At 67.1% G+C, this 19,586-nt stretch carries 15 protein-coding genes; 12 read left to right on the top strand and 3 right to left on the bottom strand.

Annotated features, from left to right (window positions below; translation table 11 throughout):
- A partial coding sequence (gene nth / locus HNH97_RS14330) for an endonuclease III (protein WP_244949475.1) occupies nt 1-692 on the top strand: 692 nt, incomplete at its 5' end.
- 175 nt (nt 693-867) lie between these two features.
- Here nth and HNH97_RS14325 read toward each other — a convergent pair.
- Nucleotides 868-2,994: a ComEC/Rec2 family competence protein gene (locus HNH97_RS14325; RefSeq protein WP_265176110.1), complete on the bottom strand. Its 2,127-nt coding sequence runs from the start codon at nt 2,992-2,994 to the stop codon at nt 868-870.
- A gap of 218 nt (nt 2,995-3,212) precedes the next feature.
- On the opposite strand from HNH97_RS14325, the gene gltX reads away from it, so the two are divergent.
- The 10 genes from gltX to HNH97_RS14275 all read left to right on the top strand — a co-directional run bounded on the left by gltX (nt 3,213) and on the right by HNH97_RS14275 (nt 17,268).
- A complete protein-coding gene (gltX, locus tag HNH97_RS14320; protein WP_171791332.1) occupies nt 3,213-4,616 on the top strand; it encodes a glutamate--tRNA ligase in 1,404 nt (467 codons plus the stop codon).
- A complete protein-coding gene (locus tag HNH97_RS14315) occupies nt 4,609-5,595 on the top strand; it encodes an aspartate carbamoyltransferase catalytic subunit (RefSeq protein ID WP_227744240.1) in 987 nt (328 codons plus the stop codon). Before gltX ends, HNH97_RS14315 begins: the two co-directional genes overlap by 8 nt.
- Nucleotides 5,592-6,887, top strand: coding sequence for a dihydroorotase (locus HNH97_RS14310; RefSeq protein WP_171791331.1), 1,296 nt, complete (start codon nt 5,592-5,594; stop codon nt 6,885-6,887). Before HNH97_RS14315 ends, HNH97_RS14310 begins: the two co-directional genes overlap by 4 nt.
- The gene (plsY, locus tag HNH97_RS14305) at nt 6,884-7,522 is read left to right on the top strand and encodes a glycerol-3-phosphate 1-O-acyltransferase PlsY (protein WP_110913454.1); all 639 of its coding nucleotides are present in this window, start codon (nt 6,884-6,886) and stop codon (nt 7,520-7,522) included. Before HNH97_RS14310 ends, plsY begins: the two co-directional genes overlap by 4 nt.
- A complete protein-coding gene (dprA, locus tag HNH97_RS14300; RefSeq protein WP_171791330.1) occupies nt 7,519-8,646 on the top strand; it encodes a DNA-processing protein DprA in 1,128 nt (375 codons plus the stop codon). The genes plsY and dprA overlap by 4 nt, the downstream gene beginning before the upstream one ends.
- Before the next feature lie 43 nt (nt 8,647-8,689).
- Complete coding sequence (topA, locus tag HNH97_RS14295) at nt 8,690-11,467, top strand: type I DNA topoisomerase (RefSeq protein ID WP_171791329.1); 2,778 nt, start codon at nt 8,690-8,692, stop codon at nt 11,465-11,467.
- Between the two features lie 2 nt (nt 11,468-11,469).
- Complete coding sequence (locus HNH97_RS14290; RefSeq protein ID WP_171791328.1) at nt 11,470-13,755, top strand: ribonuclease R family protein; 2,286 nt, start codon at nt 11,470-11,472, stop codon at nt 13,753-13,755.
- A complete protein-coding gene (locus HNH97_RS14285; RefSeq protein ID WP_171791327.1) occupies nt 13,752-15,470 on the top strand; it encodes a S41 family peptidase in 1,719 nt (572 codons plus the stop codon). The genes HNH97_RS14290 and HNH97_RS14285 overlap by 4 nt, the downstream gene beginning before the upstream one ends.
- Before the next feature lie 65 nt (nt 15,471-15,535).
- The gene (locus tag HNH97_RS14280) at nt 15,536-15,880 is read left to right on the top strand and encodes a DUF1491 family protein (RefSeq protein WP_171791326.1); all 345 of its coding nucleotides are present in this window, start codon (nt 15,536-15,538) and stop codon (nt 15,878-15,880) included.
- A gap of 245 nt (nt 15,881-16,125) precedes the next feature.
- The gene (locus HNH97_RS14275; protein ID WP_167400332.1) at nt 16,126-17,268 is read left to right on the top strand and encodes an OmpA family protein; all 1,143 of its coding nucleotides are present in this window, start codon (nt 16,126-16,128) and stop codon (nt 17,266-17,268) included.
- Between the two features lie 155 nt (nt 17,269-17,423).
- Here HNH97_RS14275 and cysK read toward each other — a convergent pair whose 3' ends face one another.
- Nucleotides 17,424-18,413, bottom strand: coding sequence for a cysteine synthase A (cysK, locus tag HNH97_RS14270; RefSeq protein ID WP_171791325.1), 990 nt, complete (start codon nt 18,411-18,413; stop codon nt 17,424-17,426).
- 145 nt (nt 18,414-18,558) lie between these two features.
- Here cysK and HNH97_RS14265 point away from each other — a divergent pair, with 145 nt between their 5' ends.
- Nucleotides 18,559-19,005: an RrF2 family transcriptional regulator gene (locus tag HNH97_RS14265; RefSeq protein ID WP_110913460.1), complete on the top strand. Its 447-nt coding sequence runs from the start codon at nt 18,559-18,561 to the stop codon at nt 19,003-19,005.
- 86 nt (nt 19,006-19,091) lie between these two features.
- On the opposite strand, the gene HNH97_RS14260 is transcribed toward HNH97_RS14265, so the two are convergent.
- A complete protein-coding gene (locus HNH97_RS14260) occupies nt 19,092-19,490 on the bottom strand; it encodes an Ig-like domain-containing protein (protein WP_227744239.1) in 399 nt (132 codons plus the stop codon).
- Nucleotides 19,491-19,586 lie beyond the last annotated feature (96 nt).

Below are 19,586 nucleotides of genomic sequence, written 5' to 3'. Positions count from 1 at the left end.
GGCCCAGCCCCCGCCCCGCCCGCCGCGCCATGACCCGCGCCGAAGTCCGCGCCTTCATCGAACAGCTTGCCGCCGCCAATCCGGACGCACGCAGCGAACTGAACTTCGTCGATGACTTCACGCTTCTGGTCTCCGTCGTGCTGTCGGCGCAGGCAACCGATGCGTCGGTCAACCGCGCCACGGTGGGCCTGTTCGCGGACGCGCCCGACCCGGCGGCGATGGTGGCCCTTGGCGAGGAAAAGGTCGGCGCGCATATCCGCTCCATCGGGCTGTGGCGGACCAAGGCGCGCAATGTCGTCGCCCTGTCGCAGCAACTGCTCGACCGCTTTGGCGGGAAGGTGCCGCATGATCGCGCGGCGCTGGAATCCCTGCCCGGCGTGGGGCGCAAGACCGCGAACGTGGTGATGAACATTGCCTTTGGCGACAGCACCATGGCGGTGGATACGCATATCTTCCGCATCGGCAACCGCACCGGCCTCGCCCCCGGCACCACACCCCGCGCGGTGGAGGAACAACTGGTCAGACGCATCCCCGCCGACATGCTGCGCCCCGCCCATCACTGGCTGATCCTGCACGGGCGTTATGTGTGCAAGGCGCGTAAGCCGGAATGCTGGCGCTGTCCCGCGTTTGAGCCGTGCCAGTACCGCCTGAAGGAGGATATCCGCAACGAGGCCCCTGCGGCGAAGACATAAGGAAGCGGATGTTCTTTTTTGCAAAAAAGAACCAAAAAACTTTTGTTAATTAAGAACCTTCCAGCTCCCGTTATTTTTTCAGAATTCAAAAGTTTTTGGTGAAGCTTTTTCCAAAAAGCTTCGAAAAACGCAGCCCTTCTGAAAAAAGTCCGCCCCCCCGAACACCCCTCACCGTTCACTCCGCCCGCGCCATCGGCAGGTTGGGCATCCCATGCTGCCCCGGCCCCATCACCCATGGCCGTGCGCCACGCACCTGCCGGTCGGTGCGCACCTCCACCCCCCGGGACGGGTCGAGGTACAGGGCCTGCGCCCCGGAACGCCACAGCGTCAGTGCATCGATCCGCACCACATCGCGGCACACCGCATGCCCCCCGGACAGCGTAACAAGCACATCCACCCCGGCGCAGGAGGGATCCGCCCCGCCGCGCAACTCCATCATGATGCGATGCGCCCCACGGACCAGCACGCACACCCCTGCCTGGCAGGTCAGGCGCCCGTCCGGCGTGGCCATGCCGTCGGCCAGACTCCCGGCCCGGCGGTCCAGCACACGCGCCCAGTCGCCAAGGACAAACCGGTCCACATGCCCCCGTGGCCCGGCCAGCAGGTCGGGACCATCCACAACCGCCAGCATCCGCCCCTGCGCCGGGACCAGCACATCGGGCACGCGCACCATCCATGGCGTCATCATGGCAAGGGCGATCGGTGCGACACCCCACAGCCGCCATGCCGGGCGCGTCCACAGGCACAGCCAGCACAGGCCGAGGAAGAACAGCGCCAGCCCCCATGCGGGCATCTGCGGCACGCCCACATGCGCGCCCGGCCATGCCGCGACATGGTGCGCCATCCAGATGACCACCGCATTGCCCCACCCCATCGGCACCAGCGCCAGCGCCTCCAACCCGAAGGGCATCAGCAGGAGTGCCACCATCCCGCATGGCATGATCCAGAAGGCCGCCAGCGGCACGGCAATCAGGTTGGCCAGCACGAACCACGCGCCGACATCCGCGAAATGCGCCATCCCCACCGGCAGGCACGCCACCCCGGCAAGGATGCTGGCCAGCGACAGGTGTCCGATGCGCCCGGCGGTGCGCTGCCACGCATGTTCCCCCTCGCGCAGCAGGCGCAGCGGGGTGGCGCAGGCCTCGAACCCCGCCACCAGCGCCATGACGGCGGCCACCGACATCTGCATCGGCAGTTCGAGCATCTCCTCAGGCTCCAGCAGCAGCAGCACTCCCGCCGCCAGCGCCAGTGAGCGCAGCGAGACGACCCTGCGCCCCGTCAGGATCGCCAATGTTGCCACCACCGCCATCACAAGGCTGCGCTGCGCCGGAAGGTGCGCGCCCGTCAGCAGCACATACCCGCATCCCAGCACCAGCCCCGCCACCGCCGCGATCTGCCGGCAGGGCCAGCGCAGCGCCGCATGTTCCGACAACGCCAGCATGCTCCGCACCGCCGCGATGCCAAGCCCCATGACGATGCCAAGGTGCAGTCCCGCCACCGCCAGCAGGTGCGCCAGTCCCGAATCCGCGAAATCCGCGCGCGTGCGTGCCGAAATGCCGCCCGAACGCCCCGTCAGCAACGTCACGGCCATCGCCCCGCGCTGCCCCGGCAGGACGTCCATGACGCGACCGGCAATATGCGCGCGCACCCGCCCCAGCCATGTGGCCCATCCCCCTGCCCCGCCTGCGGTGATGACGGGCACGTCCAGCGCACGGGCGGATCCCCCGATCCCGGCGAACCAGGCCCGTCGCTGCGCATCATACCCGCCCGGCAGGTCAGGCGGCCCCGGCGGAGCGAGCAGCGCGCGCACCGTCACCCACATGCCCGGCGCCAGCGCCTGCGTATCGTCATCACGCAGGCGCAGCCGGATCACACGCCGCATCGGCGGCATGCCCGCATCAATGCCGTCCAGCAGTTGCACATGCCCAAGGTCCACGCGACGGCGCGTGCCACCACCGGGTGCGGCCACGTCCTCCACCGCCCTGACCTGCCCGCGCAGGTGGGTCGCGCGATGCGGCAGGTCGGGAAAAGGCGGGGCATGGTGCGCCGCCACCCATGCGGCAAGAAACCCGCACGCCGCGGCACACGACAGGCCCGCACCGATGCGCACACGCAGCAGGTCGCCACGCCAGCGCACCAGCACCGGCCCCGCCAGCGCGGCCATGCCAAGGGCCACGACCCACCCCATGGCGGGTTCGCGCGACAGGGTGAAATAGGCCGCGTTCCCCATCCCCATCGCCACCGGCAGCCACAGCACCAGCCGCCCCCGCTGCGCCCACAGCCGCCCCGACAGAGTCGCCACGAGCGCAGGGAATATCCGCACGACATGCTGCCACAGGAAATGCCATCGGGCGTGGGGAATGGGGCGGCTCCGTCAGGTTGCGCGAAAGGGCGGCGATTCGTGCCTGTATATCATGGTCGGCACGCGTAACATCGGCAGGCCTGCGGGCGCGATATTGGCGGGCACGGACGCACCTGCCCCCTGTTGGCAGGGTCCAACACATGCTAAGGAGCCGTTTCATGACTGTCCGTACACGCTTCGCCCCCAGCCCCACCGGCCTGCTGCATATCGGCAATGCCCGTGCCGCCCTGTTCAACTTCCTCTATGCCCGCCACCACGGCGGCAAATTCCTCCTTCGCGTGGAGGATACGGATCGCGAACGCTCCACCCAGCAGGCGGTGGATGTGCTGTTCGACGGTCTGGCATGGATGGGAATCCAGTCGGACGAGGAACCCGTGTTCCAGTCCACGCGCCAGGCGCGCCATGCCGAGGTCGCGCACGAACTGCTCGAACGCGGGCTGGCCTATCGCTGCTACTGCACGGCCGAAGAACTCAAGGAAATGCGCGAGACCGCGATGGCGGAGGGACGCCCCCCCCGCTACAACGGCATGTGGCGCGACCGTGACCCGTCCGAGGCCCCGAAGGACGCGCCCTATACCGTGCGCATCAAGGCCCCGCGTGAGGGGGAGACGGTCCTTCACGACCTTGTGCAGGGCGAGGTCCGCGTCGCCAATGCCGAAATGGATGACATGATCATCCTGCGCGCCGACGGCACCCCGGTCTACCAGCTTGCGGTGGTGGTTGATGACCATGACATGGACATCAACCATGTCATCCGCGGCGACGACCACCTGACCAATACCTTCCGACAGGCGATGATCTATCGCGCGATGGGCTGGGACCTGCCGAAATTCGCGCACCTGCCGCTGATCCACGGCCCCGACGGCGCAAAGCTGTCGAAGCGCCATGGCGCGCAGTCGGTGGTGGAGTTCCGGGAGATGGGCTACCTGCCCGAAGCCCTGAACAACTACCTCCTGCGCCTTGGCTGGGGGCATGGCGATGCGGAAATCCTGTCGCGTGAGGAACAGATCAAGCTGTTCGACCTCGACGGGGTGGGACGTTCGCCCTCGCGCATGGACTATGCCAAGCTGCTGCACATCAATGGCGTGTGGATGCGCCAGGCCGATGATACGCGCCTGACCAACGATGTGATGGAACGCCTGTCGCACATGGAGGGCGTGGACACCGGGGATGCGACGCGCGCGCGCGTGCTGCGCCTGATGCCCGGCCTGAAGGAACGGGCCAAGACACTGGTGGAGCTTGCGGAAAACGCGGCGTTCCTTGGCCGTTCCATCCCGCTGCCGTTCGATGCGAAGGCGCAGAAACTGCTGACGCCCGAAAACCGCGCGATGCTGGCGCGCCTCGGCGCGGCGCTGGCGGCGCTCGACCCGTTCGACGGCCCCGCCATCGACGCGGCCCTGCGGAAGTTTGCCGAAGAAAACGAACTCAAGCTCGGCAAGGTGGCGCAGCCACTGCGCGCGGCGGTCACGGGGTCGAGCATGTCGCCCGGCATTGATGACACGCTGCTCGCGCTGGGCCGTGACGAGGTCCTTGCCCGGATAAAGGCTGTTGCCGATGAATGAGCGCGCGACACACTCCCCCGCCCCACCGCGTGCGACGGGGGGGCAGTTCTTTCGCGCGTCCCCCCGGCACCTGCTGGGGGTGCAGGGCATGCACCCGACCCGGATCACCCCGATCCTTGACCTCGCCGACAGCTATACGCTGCTGAACCGGTCGCGAAAGACGCCGCGCGACCTGCTGCGGGGCCGCACGGTCATCAACCTGTTCTTTGAGGACAGCACCCGCACCCGCACGTCCTTCGAACTGGCAGGCAAGCGTCTGGGCGCGGACGTGGTGAACATGTCGGTCGCCAATTCGTCGGTCAACAAGGGCGAGACGCTGCTGGATACGGCGGCGACGCTGAACGCCATGCATACCGACCTGCTGGTGGTGCGCCATTCGCAGTCCGGCGCCCCCGCCCTGCTGGCGCAGAAGGTGGAGGCCAGCGTCGTCAACGCAGGCGACGGCACGCACGAACACCCCACGCAGGCGCTGCTCGACGCGCTAACGATCCGCCGCCATTTCGGCGGGTTCCATGGCCTGACGGTCGCAATCTGCGGCGATATCAGCCACAGCCGCGTCGCACGGTCGAACATCCACCTTCTGACGGCCATGGGATGCACGGTGCGCGTGGTCGGCCCCCCGACACTGGTGCCCGGCGCGATCGCGGCACTGGGTGTCACCATCCATCACACGATGGAAGAGGGCCTGCGCGACGCCGACGTGGTCATGATGCTGCGGGTGCAGCGCGAACGCATGAAGGGCGGGCAGGTGCCCAGCCCGCGTGAGTATTTCCGGTATTTCGGGCTGGATAACAAACGCCTCGCCCTTGCACGGCCGGGTGCGCTGGTGATGCATCCCGGCCCGATGAACCGGGGGGTGGAAATCGACAGCCGCGTCGCCGATTCCGACCAGAGCGTGATCCGCGAGCAGGTGGAGATGGGGGTGGCGGTGCGCATGGCCGTGCTCGACCTCCTTTCCCGCGGGGAGGACACGCGATGAGCACGACCGTCTTTGAAAATGTACGCCTGGTCGATCCCGCCAGCGGGCTGGACCGGCCCGGCCGCCTGCTGGTGCGCGATGGCGTGATCGCGGGCGTGGACCTGCCGCAGGCCGAAGGCACGCCCGAAGGGGCCGCCATCGTGCGCGGCGACGGGCGCATGGTGCTGTGTCCCGGCCTTGTGGACATGCGCGTCACCATCGGGGAGCCGGGATTCGAATATCGCGAAACCGTGGCCTCGGCCGCGCGTGCCGCCGTCGCGGGCGGGATCACGACCATCGCGGTACTGCCCAACTGCCTGCCGACGATCGACGATCCCGCGCTGGTGCGCCTGCTCCGCACGCGGGGCGAGGAAACCGGCATGGTCGGCATCCTGCCCTATGGTGCGCTGACACGCGGGTGCGCGGGGGCGGAAATGGCGGAAATCGGCCTGCTGAACGAAGCGGGCGCGGTGGCGTTTACCGACGGCATCCGCGCGATTGGCGATACGCGCCTGATGCGGCAGTTGCTGACCTATTCCCGCGCGTTCGGCGCGATGGTCGTACAGCATCCGGAGGACCCGTCGCTGGCGCGTGGCGGGTGTGCGACCGATGGTGAACTGGCCACGCGCCTTGGCCTGCCGGGCATCGCCCCCGCGGCGGAGGCGATCCTGATCGCGCGCGACCTGCGCCTTGCACGCATGACGGGCGGGCGGCTGCATTTCGGCCATGTCTCCACCGCCGAGGGGCTGGACCTGATCCGGCAGGCGAAGGCGGACGGCCTGAATGTCACCTGCGACACGGCCCCCCCCTATTTCGACCTGAACGAGACGGTGATCGGGGATTTCCGCACCTATGCCAAGCTGTCGCCTCCGCTGAGGGCGGAGGCCGACCGGCGTGCGGTATGCGCGGCACTGGCCGATGGTACGATCGACGCCATCGCCTCCGACCACACACCCTGCGACGCGGATGACAAGCGACAGCCCTTTGCCGTGGCCGCGGCAGGTGGCACGGGCCTTGCCACGCTTTTGTCGGTGACGCTGGCGCAGGTGCATGCCGGCAGCCTCACGCTGGCTGATGCGATCGGCCTGCTGACGCACCGCCCCGCCGCCCTGCTGCGCAGCAAGGCGGGGACGCTGGCGGTGGGTGCGGCCGCCGACCTGTGCCTGTTCGATCCCGAACGCGCGTGGAAGGTGGAGGCCGGCGAACTGCCGGGCAAGGCGCAGAACACCCCCTTTGACGGCCGCGCGCTGGAGGGACGGGTGCTGGCGACATGGAAGGCCGGGCGGCAGGTGTTCAGCCTGGATCGGGCATGATCTACGGCATCCCGTCCTATGACCTGCCGCTCATGGCGGCGGTGGGGTTCCTGTCCTACCTGATCGGCAGCATTCCCTTCGGGCTTGTGCTGACCGCGCTGTCGGGCGGGGGGGATATCCGCAAGATCGGGTCGGGCAATATCGGCGCGACCAACGTCCTGCGCACGGGCAATAAAAAACTGGCGGCGGGCACGCTGGTGCTCGACGGGACCAAGGGGGCGTTCGCCGTCTTCTGCGCCTTCGTGCTGTGCCCGTTCCATACCGACGCGGCCGAGGCACTGGCGGCGGTGTGCGCGGTGGCCGGCCACTGCTTCCCGGTCTGGCTGAAGTTCAGGGGCGGCAAGGGTGTCGCCACGGGGCTTGGTTCCGTCATCGCGCTGTCGCCCGCCATCGGGCTGTGCTGCTGCGCCATCTGGCTGATCTTTGCCCGTGCGACGCGCATTTCCTCCGCCGGGGCGCTGGTGGCGTTCGCAACCCTGCCGCTGGTCATGATCTGGCCGGGGCATGTGCCGCCCTCCTCTCCCGTCTATCTGTCGGGGGTGCTGATCGCGCTGCTGATCCTGATCCGGCATCATGCCAATATCACGCGCATCCTTCACGGGACCGAACCCCGGATCGGCCAGGACAGGACATGACCGCGCCGGACCATGCCCATGTGGCCGCCTGCCTGCGGCTTGCACGCACACGGGGCATCGGTCCGGTTTCCTATCACCGCCTGATCCGCGCGCATGGATCGGCGCGCGCGGCGCTCGACATGCTCGCACGCGGGCGCGAGGCCGATCGCGTGCCGCCCATCGACGACATCGCCCGCGAGATGGAGCGCACGGCGGCCATCGGCGGGCGGATCCTTGTCCATGGTGACCCGGATTACCCCCCTGCCCTTGCGGTGGTGGCCGACGCGCCGCCGGTCCTGTCGGTCATCGGCGACGCGGGCCTGCTGCGCGGGCGGATCGTCGGCGTGGTCGGCGCGCGCAATGCCTCCGCCGGGGGGATGCGCATTGCGCAGAGCCTTGCGACCATGCTGGCTGCGGCGGACGTGACCGTCATGTCCGGCCTTGCCCGCGGGATTGACGCCGCCGCCCACCGCGGCGCGCTGCCGGCGCGGCGGACGGTGGCGGCCATCGCGGGGGGTCTGGACTGTCCCTATCCCCCCGAACATGCCCGCCTGCATCGTGAAATCGCCGAACAGGGCGCGCTGGTGACCGAGGCCCCGCCCGGCACCCTGCCCCAGGCGCGGCATTTCCCGCGTCGCAACCGCCTGATCGCGGGAATCAGCCTGGGCTGCGTGGTGATCGAGGCTGCGTTGCGTTCAGGCAGCCTGATCACGGCGCGCATGGCGCTCGACTATGACAGGATCGTGTTCGCGGTTCCCGGGTCCCCGCTCGACCCGCGCTGCCATGGCAGCAACGACCTGTTGCGCCAGGGCGCCGTACTGACGGAGAATGAGCGCGACATCCTGCGTGAACTGCCGTCGGGGCCCGTGCCGCCGCCTCTTTTCGCGCCAGTGCCCGATGCGGACCCGATCGTGACGGAAATGGCGGAAAACACGCCTTCGTCCCCCCGGATGGACGCGCAGGGGGCACATGCGGCGGTGCGCGAACTGCTGTCTTTTGCACCATCGAGTGTTGACGATCTCGTACGGCGCTGCCAGTTCTCGACGGCAACCGTCCTTGCGGTGCTGTCGGAAATGGAAATGTCGGGCCTGATCGACGTCCTTGCGGGGGACATGGTCGTCCTGTCTTCCGCCCCCCCGGCATGACCACGGACAACCGATGGATTGAAACGCGTGATCCGGAGACACAATGACTGACGTCGTGGTGGTCGAATCGCCAGCCAAGGCGAAAACGATCAATAAGTATCTGGGTGACAACTATACCGTTCTCGCCTCCTTCGGGCATGTGCGCGACCTTCCGCCAAAGGACGGCAGCGTCCGCCCCGACGAGGGGTTCGCCATGGTATGGGAAGCCGACGAACGCGGCGCCAAGCAGATGGCGGCGATCGCGCGCGCCCTGCGCGGGGCGCGGCACCTGTACCTGGCCACTGACCCTGATCGCGAAGGGGAGGCGATCTCGTGGCATGTCCGCTCCATGCTGGAGGAGAAGAACCTCCTCAAGGGCGTGGACGTGCAGCGCGTGACCTTCAACGAGATCACCAAAAGCGCCATCCAGACCGCCATGGCGCATCCGCGCGACCTCGATTTCCCGCTGATCGAGGCGTATCTGGCACGCCGCGCGCTGGACTACCTTGTCGGCTTCACGCTGTCGCCGGTGCTGTGGCGCAAGCTGCCCGGGTCGCGCAGCGCGGGCCGCGTGCAGTCCGTCGCCCTGCGCCTGATCTGTGAGCGCGAGGCCGAGATCGAGGTCTTCCGCCCGCGCGAATACTGGTCCATCGCTGCCACCTTCGCCACGCCGAAGGGCGCGACGTTCACCGCGCGCCTGACGCACCTTGACGGCGCAAAGCTTGACCAGTTCGACCTCAATGACGAAGCCCGCGCCATGGCGGCCAAGGCCACGGTCGAGGGCGGCAGCTTCAGCGTCGGCGCGGTGGAACGGCGCAAGGTCAAGCGCAACCCGCCGCCGCCCTTCACCACGTCCACCATGCAGCAGGAGGCGTCGCGCAAGCTCGGCATGGGCGCGCAGGTCGCGATGCGCACGGCGCAGCAGCTTTATGAAGGCATCGACATCGGCGGCGAGACGGTCGGCCTGATCACCTATATGCGAACCGACGGCGTGCAGATGGCGGGCGAGGCCATCGGCGCGATCCGCGCGCATATCGGCACGACATTCGGCGATGACTACGTGCCCGCCAAGGCGCGCGTGTATTCCACCAAGGCCAAGAACGCGCAGGAAGCGCATGAGGCCATCCGCCCCACCGATGTCCGCCGCAGTCCCGCCGACATGGCGCGTTACCTCAACGCGGACCAGAAGCGGCTGTATGACCTGATCTGGAAACGCTCCGTCGCCAGCCAGATGCAGTCGGCCGAACTGGACCAGGTCGCGGTCGATATCCGCGACGCAAAGGGACGCTGCACCCTGCGCGCCACGGGGTCGATGATCGCGTTCGACGGGTTCCTGCGCCTCTACAGCGAAGGGCGCGACGACAGCGCGACGAAGGCCGAGGACGATTCGGATCAGGACCGCATGCTGCCCGCCATGAGCGAGGGCGATGGCCTGAAACGCGGCGACGTCACGGCGGACCAGCATTTCACCCAGCCGCCGCCACGCTATTCCGAGGCGTCGCTGGTGAAGAAGATGGAGGAAATCGGCATTGGCCGTCCCTCCACCTATGCCTCCATCCTGACGGTGCTGCGCGATCGCAACTATGTCCGCCTCGAAAGCCGCCGCTTCATCCCGGAGGATCGCGGACGGCTGGTGACCGCGTTCCTGACCTCGTTCTTCGAACGCTATGTCGATACGCAGTTCACGGCGGGGCTGGAGGAGCAGCTTGACGACATTTCCGGCGGCCGGGCGAACTGGCGCGATGTGATGTCGGCGTTCTGGACCGACTTCTCCCACGCGGTGGACCAGACCAAGGACCTCAAGATCTCCGACGTCATCAGTGCGCTGGACGCGGACCTTGCACCGTATTTCTTCCCCCCGAAGGGCGACGGCGGCGACCCGCGCGTATGCACCGCATGCGGCACCGGGCGGCTGGGGCTGAAGCTGGGACGGTATGGCGCGTTCATCGGCTGCTCCAACTATCCCACGTGCCAGTATACCCGCCGCCTTGTGGCTGACCCCAAGGAGGCGGAGGATTCGGATTCCCTGAAGGAAGGGATGCGCGTGCTGGGCAACGCGCCCGATGGCGGCCCGGAAGTCACGGTGCGGCGCGGGCCGTGGGGGCTGTATGTGCAGCTTGGCGAACCCGACCCCGAGGACAAGAAGGCCAAGCCCAAGCGCGCGACCATCCCGCGCGGGATCGAGGGCGACAAGATCACGCTGGAACAGGCGGTGGGCCTGCTGTCGCTGCCGCGCATCGTGGGCATCCACCCCGAAACGGGGGAACCGATCGAGGCGGGACTTGGCCGCTTTGGCCCCTATGTGAAGATGGGGGCGGTGTACGGATCGCTCGACAAGGATGACGATGTCCTGACGGTGGGGCTGAACCGCGCGGTCGATGCGCTGGCGAAAAAGCTGGCCTCCATCCGCACCATCGGCCCGCACCCCAAGGACGGGGAGCCGGTCATGGTGCGCAAGGGCCGCTTTGGCCCGTATGTCCAGCATGGGCAGATCGTCGCCACCCTGCCGCGCGGGCAGGACATGAACGACGTCACCATGGACGAGGCGCTCGCCCTGCTGGCGGAAAAGGGCAAGCCGCTGAAGGCCAAGGGCAAGACCACCAAGGCAAAGGCAAAGACCACGACGCGCAGGACGAAGGCGACCAAGGCCACCGACAGCGCGGCCGAAGGCGACGCCCCGGCGAAACCCGCCCGCAAGGCGGCGGCGAAGACCACCGCGAAAAAGGCCACCACCACGAAGAAGGCAGCCCCGAAAAAGGCCGCGACCCCGCGCACCCGCAAGACCACAGCCACCAAGGCCGCGTCGGACAAGGCTACGTCGGACACGGACAGGGCCGACTGACGATGCGACAGCCGCGCTGGAACGACGCGGTGCCGGACATGCGAACCGACAGCACCCCCGACGGGCCGCGACCGATGCCCGACCGTGACAGCGTGCGGCAGTTCATCGCCAGTGCGAGCGGCCGCGTGGGCAAGCGCGAGATCGCGCGCGCCTTCGGCCTCGGGCCGGAGCACAAGGGCGCGATCCGCGACATGCTGCGTGAGCTGGCACTTGAGGGCACGGTCGTCCCGGCGGGGGCGAAGCGCTTCCGCGTGTCCGACCGCCTGCCGGAATCGGCGGTGGTGCAGGTCACGGGCACGGACCCCGATGGCGATCCCATCGCCCGTCCCGTGGCATGGGCGCAGGAAGGGGCAAGCCCCGTCATCTTCATGCATGCCGAACCCCGTGGCCGTCCCGCGCTGGCGCCGGGGCAGCGCGTGGTCGCGCGCCTGAAGAAGATCGGGCCGGGCAAGTACGAAGGCCGCACCCTGCGCCGCCTTGACGATGCGCCGCCGCAGGTCGTGGGGCTTTACCGCGTAACGCCCCCCCCCGATGATCTCGACCTTGCCCGCACGCCCGCGCGCTACCGCGAGGCCGGGCGCCTGATCCCCGCCGACCGCCGTGCCCGCGCGCAGTGGAGCATCCCCGCGGGCGAGGCGATGGATACGCCGGACAACGAGATCGTCATTGCGACCCCGCTGCCGCAATCCGGTCCCGGCCTGCACCCGGCGCGCATCATCGAACGGATTGGCCCCGCCGACAGCGCACGCACCATCAGCCTGATGTGCGCGTGCGCCCACGACATCCCCCATGTCTTCCCCACCGAGGCCATACAGCAGGCCGACGCCGCGCGCGCCGTGCCCGCGACAGGGCGCGAGGATCTGCGCGATGTGCCGCTGGTCACCATCGACGGGGCGGATGCACGCGATTTTGATGATGCGATCTATGCCGAACCTGACGGCACGGGGTTTCGCCTGATCGTCGCGATTGCCGACGTGGCGTGGTATGTCCGCCCCGGCAGCGCGCTGGACCGCGAGGCCCTGCGGCGCGGCAATTCCGTCTATTTCCCCGACCGCGTCATTCCCATGCTGCCCGAATCGCTGTCGAACGGGTGGTGTTCGCTACGCCCCGGGGAGGATCGGGGCTGCCTGTTCGTGGACATGCGGGTCGATGCCGGGGGGGCGGTCACGTCGCACCGGTTCGGCCGTGGCCTGATGCGCAGCGCCGCGCGCCTGACCTATGAACAGGCGCAGGCCGACTCCGAAGGGCACGGCGACAGCATCACCGCAGCCCTGCCCGACGGGATGGTCAGTTGCCTGTTTGCGGCATGGCGGGTGCTGGCCGCCGCGCGCGCACGGCGCGGCACGCTCGACCTCGACCTCGCGGAACGCAGGGTCATGCTGGATTCCTCGGGCCATGTGGAGGAGATCGGGCCGCGCATCCGCCTCGACAGCCATCGCGTGGTGGAGGAATTCATGATCGCGGCCAATGTCGCCGCCGCACGGGAACTGGAAAACCGACATTATCCGTGCCTTTATCGGATTCATGCCCCGCCTTCGCCCGAAAAGCTCGAGTCCCTGCGCGCCGCCCTCGCCACGCTCGACATACGCCTGCCGGCGGCCGGCATGATCGGGGCCTCGGACCTTGAGGGCGTGCTGCGCGCGGCGCGCGGCCTGCCATGTGCGCCACTGGTCAATGAACTGATCCTGCGCGCGCAGAACCAGGCGGAATACAGCCCAGACCCCATCGGGCATTTCGGCCTGACGCTGACGTCCTACGCCCATTTCACCAGCCCGATCCGCCGCTATGCCGACCTTGTGACGCATCGCGCGCTGATTGATGCGACCGGGCTGGAACGCGGCGGCCCGGACCATGGGCGCGCGGCGCTGGGACAACTGGAGGAAATCGGCCGCGCCGTCACCGCCACCGAACGCCGCGCCGCCGCCGCCGAACGCGACGCCATCGAACGCTATGCCGCGTCATGGCTGTCGGGGCGGGTCGGCACGGTCATGACGGGCCGTGTCACCGGCGTTTCACGTTTTGGCGTGTTCGTGACGCTGGACTCCACCGGCACGACCGGGCTGCTGCCGCACGGTGCGCTGCCGGTGGACCAGTGGCACCATGACGAGGTGACGCAGACCCTGTCGGGCCGCAATAGCGGGCTTTCCTTCCGGCTGGGACAGGAAGCCGCAGTACGGCTGACCGAGGCCTCGACCCTGACGGGGGCGCTGGTGTTCGGCCTGCCCGAGGAGGTAGCCGGGGCGAACAGGCTCCCGCCGCGCACACATGCCCGCAGGCGGCGCGGATGAAACGCCGCTCCCTGCTGCCCCCCCTGCGCGCCATGGTGTCCGTCACCATCCTGCGCCCCCCGCGGGAGGACATGCCGCGCGGGCTGCGCATGATCCTGCAGGTGCCGCGCGATACGTTCATCATGATCCTGGTCGTCGCGCGCCTGACGACGGCGGCGCATGCCGATGACGCGCTGGTCTCGACCACGCCGGCCGCCCCACCCCGGCCGCAGCCGGTACAGGCGACCGACGCCCCCGCGTCGGAGCATTTCGACCCCACGCTGACCTCCTCCGTCCTGCATGCCAGCCTGTCCTTCCTCCTGCCCCGCACGCTCGACAGCCATACGGTGCGCGATTTCAGCCTGTGGGGCCTGAACGGGCTGAGCGCGATCGACCCGTCGCTGACGGTGGAGGAGCAGCACGACATGCTGCACCTGTCGGTGGCGCAGCATACGGTCCTTGCGCTGGCCACGCCCGCCGCCGACGACCTTGCGGGCTGGACCGATGTCATCACCCGGATGATGCAGACCGCGTGGGACCGCTCCTCCGACATGCGCGCCACCGGGCAGGATGGCATGCTGCAGGGGTTCTTTGACGAACTGTTCAACCACCTCGACCCCTATTCCCGTTATGTCGCGCCCGACGCGGCGGTGTCCGACCGTGGCATCCGCACCGGCGGTACGGCGAGTGCGGGCCTGACGCTGGGGCTGGACCACCATGCGATCATCATCACGGCGGTGAACGCCAATGGCCCGTCATGGCCGACCGCGCTGTCGGCGGGACAGGTGATCTACGCCATCAATGGCCGCTCCACCCAGGACCGCACGGTGGAGGCGGTCAGCGCATGGCTGCAGGGACCGCCCGGCAGCCTCGTACGGCTGCTGGTCGCAGCACCCGGGCGACGGCGCATGACGGTCTCGGTCCGCCGGGAATCGGTCCCGCCGGAAACGGTCTTCGCCTATACCAGCGGCCATCACGTCGTCCTGCACATCACCGCATTTTCGGCCAACACCGCCGAGGAGATGAGCCAGTACCTTGATGAGGCGATGAGCATCGCGCATCTGAGCGGCCTGATCCTCGACCTGCGCGGCAATCGCGGCGGCGTGCTACAGCAGGCGGTGACGACCTCGGCGCTGATGCTCGACCACGGGGTCGCGGCGATCACGCAGGGGCGCGACCCGCAGGCCAACCATGTCTGGGCGGTGCAGGGTGGCGACATGACCAATGGCCTGCCGATCGTCATCCTTGTCGATGGCCGTACCGCCAGTGCCGCGGAAATCCTGGCCGCCGCCCTTGCGGACCAGAAGCGCGCGGTCGTCGTCGGCAGCGCGACCCTGGGCAAGGGACTGGTGCAGACGATCGGGCAGATGCCCAATGGCGCGGAACTGTTCGTGACGTGGAGTCGGGTGCTCGCCCCGCTGGGATGGCCGCTGCAGGGGCTTGGCGTCATGCCGCAGATCTGCTCCAGCCTTGGCGAAGCCAGCCTTGAGCGCCAGCTTCAGGACCTTGCCGAAGGGAACGCGGAAAGCGCCACATGGGTGCGGGCGTCGCGGCAGGCGCGCTATCCCATGGAGGTGTCGCGCACGCTGGCGATCCGCAAATCCTGCCCGGCGGCGATCGGCACGGACAACGACCTTGATGCCGCGCATTCGCTGCTGGACAACCCCGAGGAATACCGCGCAGCGCTGGCGACCATTCCCGAAGACCCCGCGATCCCCCCCGCCCATGCGGAATAGGGGTCGCAATATATTGTGTTATTCCTGCATGCCTCCCTTTGTATTTATGCAAAACTGGAACAGTCATGATGGATGAAGAACCCAGGCTGCGCACCGCGATCTGGGTCAGCGCGATGCTGCGGCAGGCCAGTCTGACGGGGAATCCTGCCGTTGTGCTGCATCGTGGCGACGCGGACGCGGGCGGCGTGGTGGTGGTGTTGCGTGACCGTCACGACGCGATGTCTGTACTGGCACAGACGCGTGCCCCCGATGGACGGCGGGCATGGTTCCGGGCTACAGGAGAGGCGGCCGTGGATCAGGCCGCCGTGGATGCGTATGTTGAACGGCAGAGGAAACGCGATCCCGATCTGTGGGTTGTGGAATTCGAGACGCCTGATCTGGCGCCACCATTTGAGGCAAGGCTGATATGAAGCGCGTGATCTTGCAAAGGTAACAAAGCGTCATCGAATACGCTGTGATGTGTGACATCTCGCACACAGTTGAAAATGACAGTAGGTCATGCCGCCGAAAGCGGCAGTATGGTCACCGCTTATGGATTGTCAGGGTGCGCATCTTTCCGCAAAAGAATGCACAGACTGACCGCCCAGAGGAACATGGCACGTTCACCCGACCGGGCAACATGTTGGAAATGGCCCGTCGAAGGGAGAAGAAGAGTATGAATCTGCGGTACGGACTGCTTGCAGGGTCTTTATTGGCTGGCTCGGTTACCCTGGGCTCCGTGCTTGTATCGGTTCCAGCATTCGCACAGCCCGTTCAGGGCCTGTACATGGCAGGTGAAGGCGGTGCCAGCCTGCCGCAGGGACAGGTCGTGCGCCATTCCGACGCACGTGACAAGTACAGCCCCGGTGACATCGGGGTCGGCAGTATCGGCTATGGTCTGGGCAATGGCTTCCGTGTCGAGCTTGAAGGTCATTTCCGGCATAACAACCTCGAATCCCTTGGCTCGACGGGTGGGAAATACAACGCCCACACCAATGGACGGCAGGAAGAATCCGGCCTGATGGCCAATGCACTGTTCGACCTCGACATCGGCAAAAGCTGGCTGTTCCCGTATTTCGGCGCGGGCATCGGCTATGGCTGGCAGAACATGAACGCGCTCATCACCGGCAATTACCAGGGGCAGGCCTACAGCCAGCATGTCGGCGGGACGTACGGCAACTTCGCCTATCAGGGGATCTTCGGCCTTGCCTTCCCGATTCCCTGGGCGGTCGGGCTGTCGGCCACGGCGGAATACCGGTTCTGGACCATGCTGGGGCCGCAATCCCACCATTCCGTCATCTCCGGCCCTGCCACGGCGGCGCTGAATTCGGATTACGGGTTCCGCAACGGCAACCGCGACACGCGCACGGACTTCAACCATTCGCTGATGCTGGGCCTGCGGTATGAGTTCAATCCCGCGCCGCCGCCGCCGCCGCCCGTCACCACGCCCGCGGCCCCCGCGCCGGTGGAAAACCGCACCTATCTCATCTTTTTCGACTGGGACAAGAGCACGCTGACCGATCGGGCCCGCGCCATTGTCGCCGTCGCGGCGCAGGCCTCGACCAATACGCAGACCACCCGGATCGAGGTCAACGGCTATACCGACAATTCCGCCAGCCATCCGGGGCCGCAGGGCGAACATTACAACCAGGAACTTTCCCTGCGCCGCGCCCAGACCATCAAGGCGGAACTGGTGCGTGACGGCGTGCCCGGCCCGTCGATCGACATCCATGGCTTTGGCGACGCCAATCCGCTGGTTCCCACCGGCCCCAACACGCGTGAGGCGCAGAACCGCCGCGTGGAAATCATCCTGCACTGATCCCCGCCCACATCCCCCTCTGGTGGGAATTGCGGACATGAAAAAGGCGGCCCCATTTCCGGGAGCCGCCTTTTTCATGTCCGGGTCAGGGAACGCTGCCTTTCCAGTCCGAAAGGCGGCCCCCAAAAAACTTTCACCCGTTTTCAGACATCCCCTCAGACAAGGCCGTTGAACAGCGACGTGGAGAGGTAACGCTCCGCAAAGGACGGGGCGATGGTGACAATCGTCTTGCCCGCGTTTTCAGGCATCTGGGCCAGTTGCATGGCCGCATGCAGCGCAGCCCCCGACGAGATCCCCACCGGCACGCCATCAAGGCGCGCGCACCGCCGTGCTGCGGCGATCGACTCCCGCTCCGACACCGTCATGATGCCGTCGAGGCTGTGCAGGTCGAGCGTATGGGGGCAGAAGCCGGGGCCGATCCCCTGGATGCCATGCGGGCCGGGTTCGTCACCGTTCAGGACGGCGCTTTCGACCGGTTCGACGCCAAAGACCTGCAATCCCTTCTTGCGCGGCTTCAGGCCATGGGCGATGCCGCTTGCGGTGCCCCCGGTGCCGACACCGGCGACGACAATATCGACCTCGCCACGCGTATCGACCCAGATTTCCTCCGCCGTGGTGGCGGCATGGATGGCGGGGTTGGCGGGATTGTCGAACTGGCGCGGCATCCATGCGCCGGGCGTGTTCTTCAGGATCGCCTCCGCCCGGGCGATTGCCCCCGCCATGCCAAGGCGCGCGGGCGTCAGTTCCAGTTGCGCATCCAGAAGGCGCAGCATCTTGCGCCGCTCGACTGACGCCCCTTCGGGCATGGTGACGATCAGGCGGTATCCCCGCGCCGCCGCGACAAAGGCCAGCGAGATCCCGGTATTGCCCGATGTTGGTTCCACCAGCGTCGTCTTGCCCGGCGTGATTTCCCCGCGCCGTTCGGCATCCATCACCATCGCGGCGCCGATCCTGTCCTTGACCGAACCAAGGGGATTGAAAAACTCCAGCTTCATCAGCAGGCGGCTTTTCAGTTCGTCCTCGCGCATCAGGTGGGGCAGTTCCACCAGTGGCGTTCCGCCGACCGTCTCTGTAATCGACCCGTACACCCTGCCGCGTGGCTGGGCGAAGCCGAATGTCATATCCTGGTCGGTCGAATCATTCATACGTCGGACTCCTGTTGGTGGGATCATTGTGGATCGTGCCCCCTGACATAATCCACTGTCACGATGAACAGAAGCGTGGATTATCCGGGCAATTGCTGATAAATTCACCGCCAGCTACTTTGTTTCACAAACGGGACCGTACGATATGCTTCTTCGGTGTGACAGGACGATGATCGCAATACTGATCATGCTTGACGTGGCATTTCATGCGGGACGCAACGGAACCGTCAGCGCGGCGGACATCGCCGACCGCGCGAACCTTGCCCGGCGCGGGATCGAACCGCTGTTGCAGACGCTGTCACGTTCGGGTTTGCTGGAAAGCATCCGTGGCCCGCGCGGGGGCTATCGCCTTGGCCGTCCGCGGCGTGACATCCTGCTGTCGGATGTGCTGGAGGTGGTGACGGCGGACGAATCCACCGACGGCGGCCCCACGGGCCAGCTTTTCGAGAAGGTGATCGAGCCGTGCTGGAAGGAGCTTGACGACATGGTTGAAAAACGATGCCGCAAGCTGACGCTCGATGATCTGGTGAAGCGGGCGGAACATAGCGGCATGCGCCGTCCCCTGCCCGAACCGATCACCTTTTCCATCTGAGCCATGCTGCCCCCCTGCACCGGGGGGACGGGCGCATCCGCCGCGTGCTGCCGCGGATGCCTGTGGTCACAAATCAGTGAGTCGCGTTATTTCGCCGCCGTGCCGACGCCCGGTGCCTCGACATGCGCCGTGATGTTCAGCGTATCGCGCGGTTCCTTTTCCCCACGGATCAGTTGCACGCGGAACGTATCATTGCCAGCGTACGCCGTGTTGGGCGTATAGGTCACATAAGTGTGATCGTTATAGTTGTAGATGAAGGCCTTGCCATGTTCCGGCGCGGGCGACACCCCGAAGGAAGCATAGGCACGGCCATCGGGCTTGCGCACCTCTACCGCGCAGTAGCCGTCATCGCTGCGCACCTGCATCGTGGTGGCCTGCGTATCCTTGCCCGTGGTCGTCAGCGGGTCCACATGGCACAGGCCCGACACCTTCATGTAGTTGTAGGGGTTGGGGGGGCCGCCGAGATTCACAGCCGGCTTGTTCATACATCCGGCGAGCAGAACGCCCGTCGTCATCATCATTGCAGACAGTCGCAGTCGCACTCGATCAGCTCCGCTCTCTAATAATCGTATCCATCCGGC

The sequence above is a fragment of the Gluconacetobacter entanii genome (assembly GCF_013155425.1).
In the GTDB taxonomy this organism is placed as follows: Bacteria; Pseudomonadota; Alphaproteobacteria; order Acetobacterales; family Acetobacteraceae; genus Novacetimonas; species Novacetimonas entanii.
Note: the sequence above shows the minus strand (reverse complement) of the source record. Positions and strands in the feature narration are given on the sequence as shown.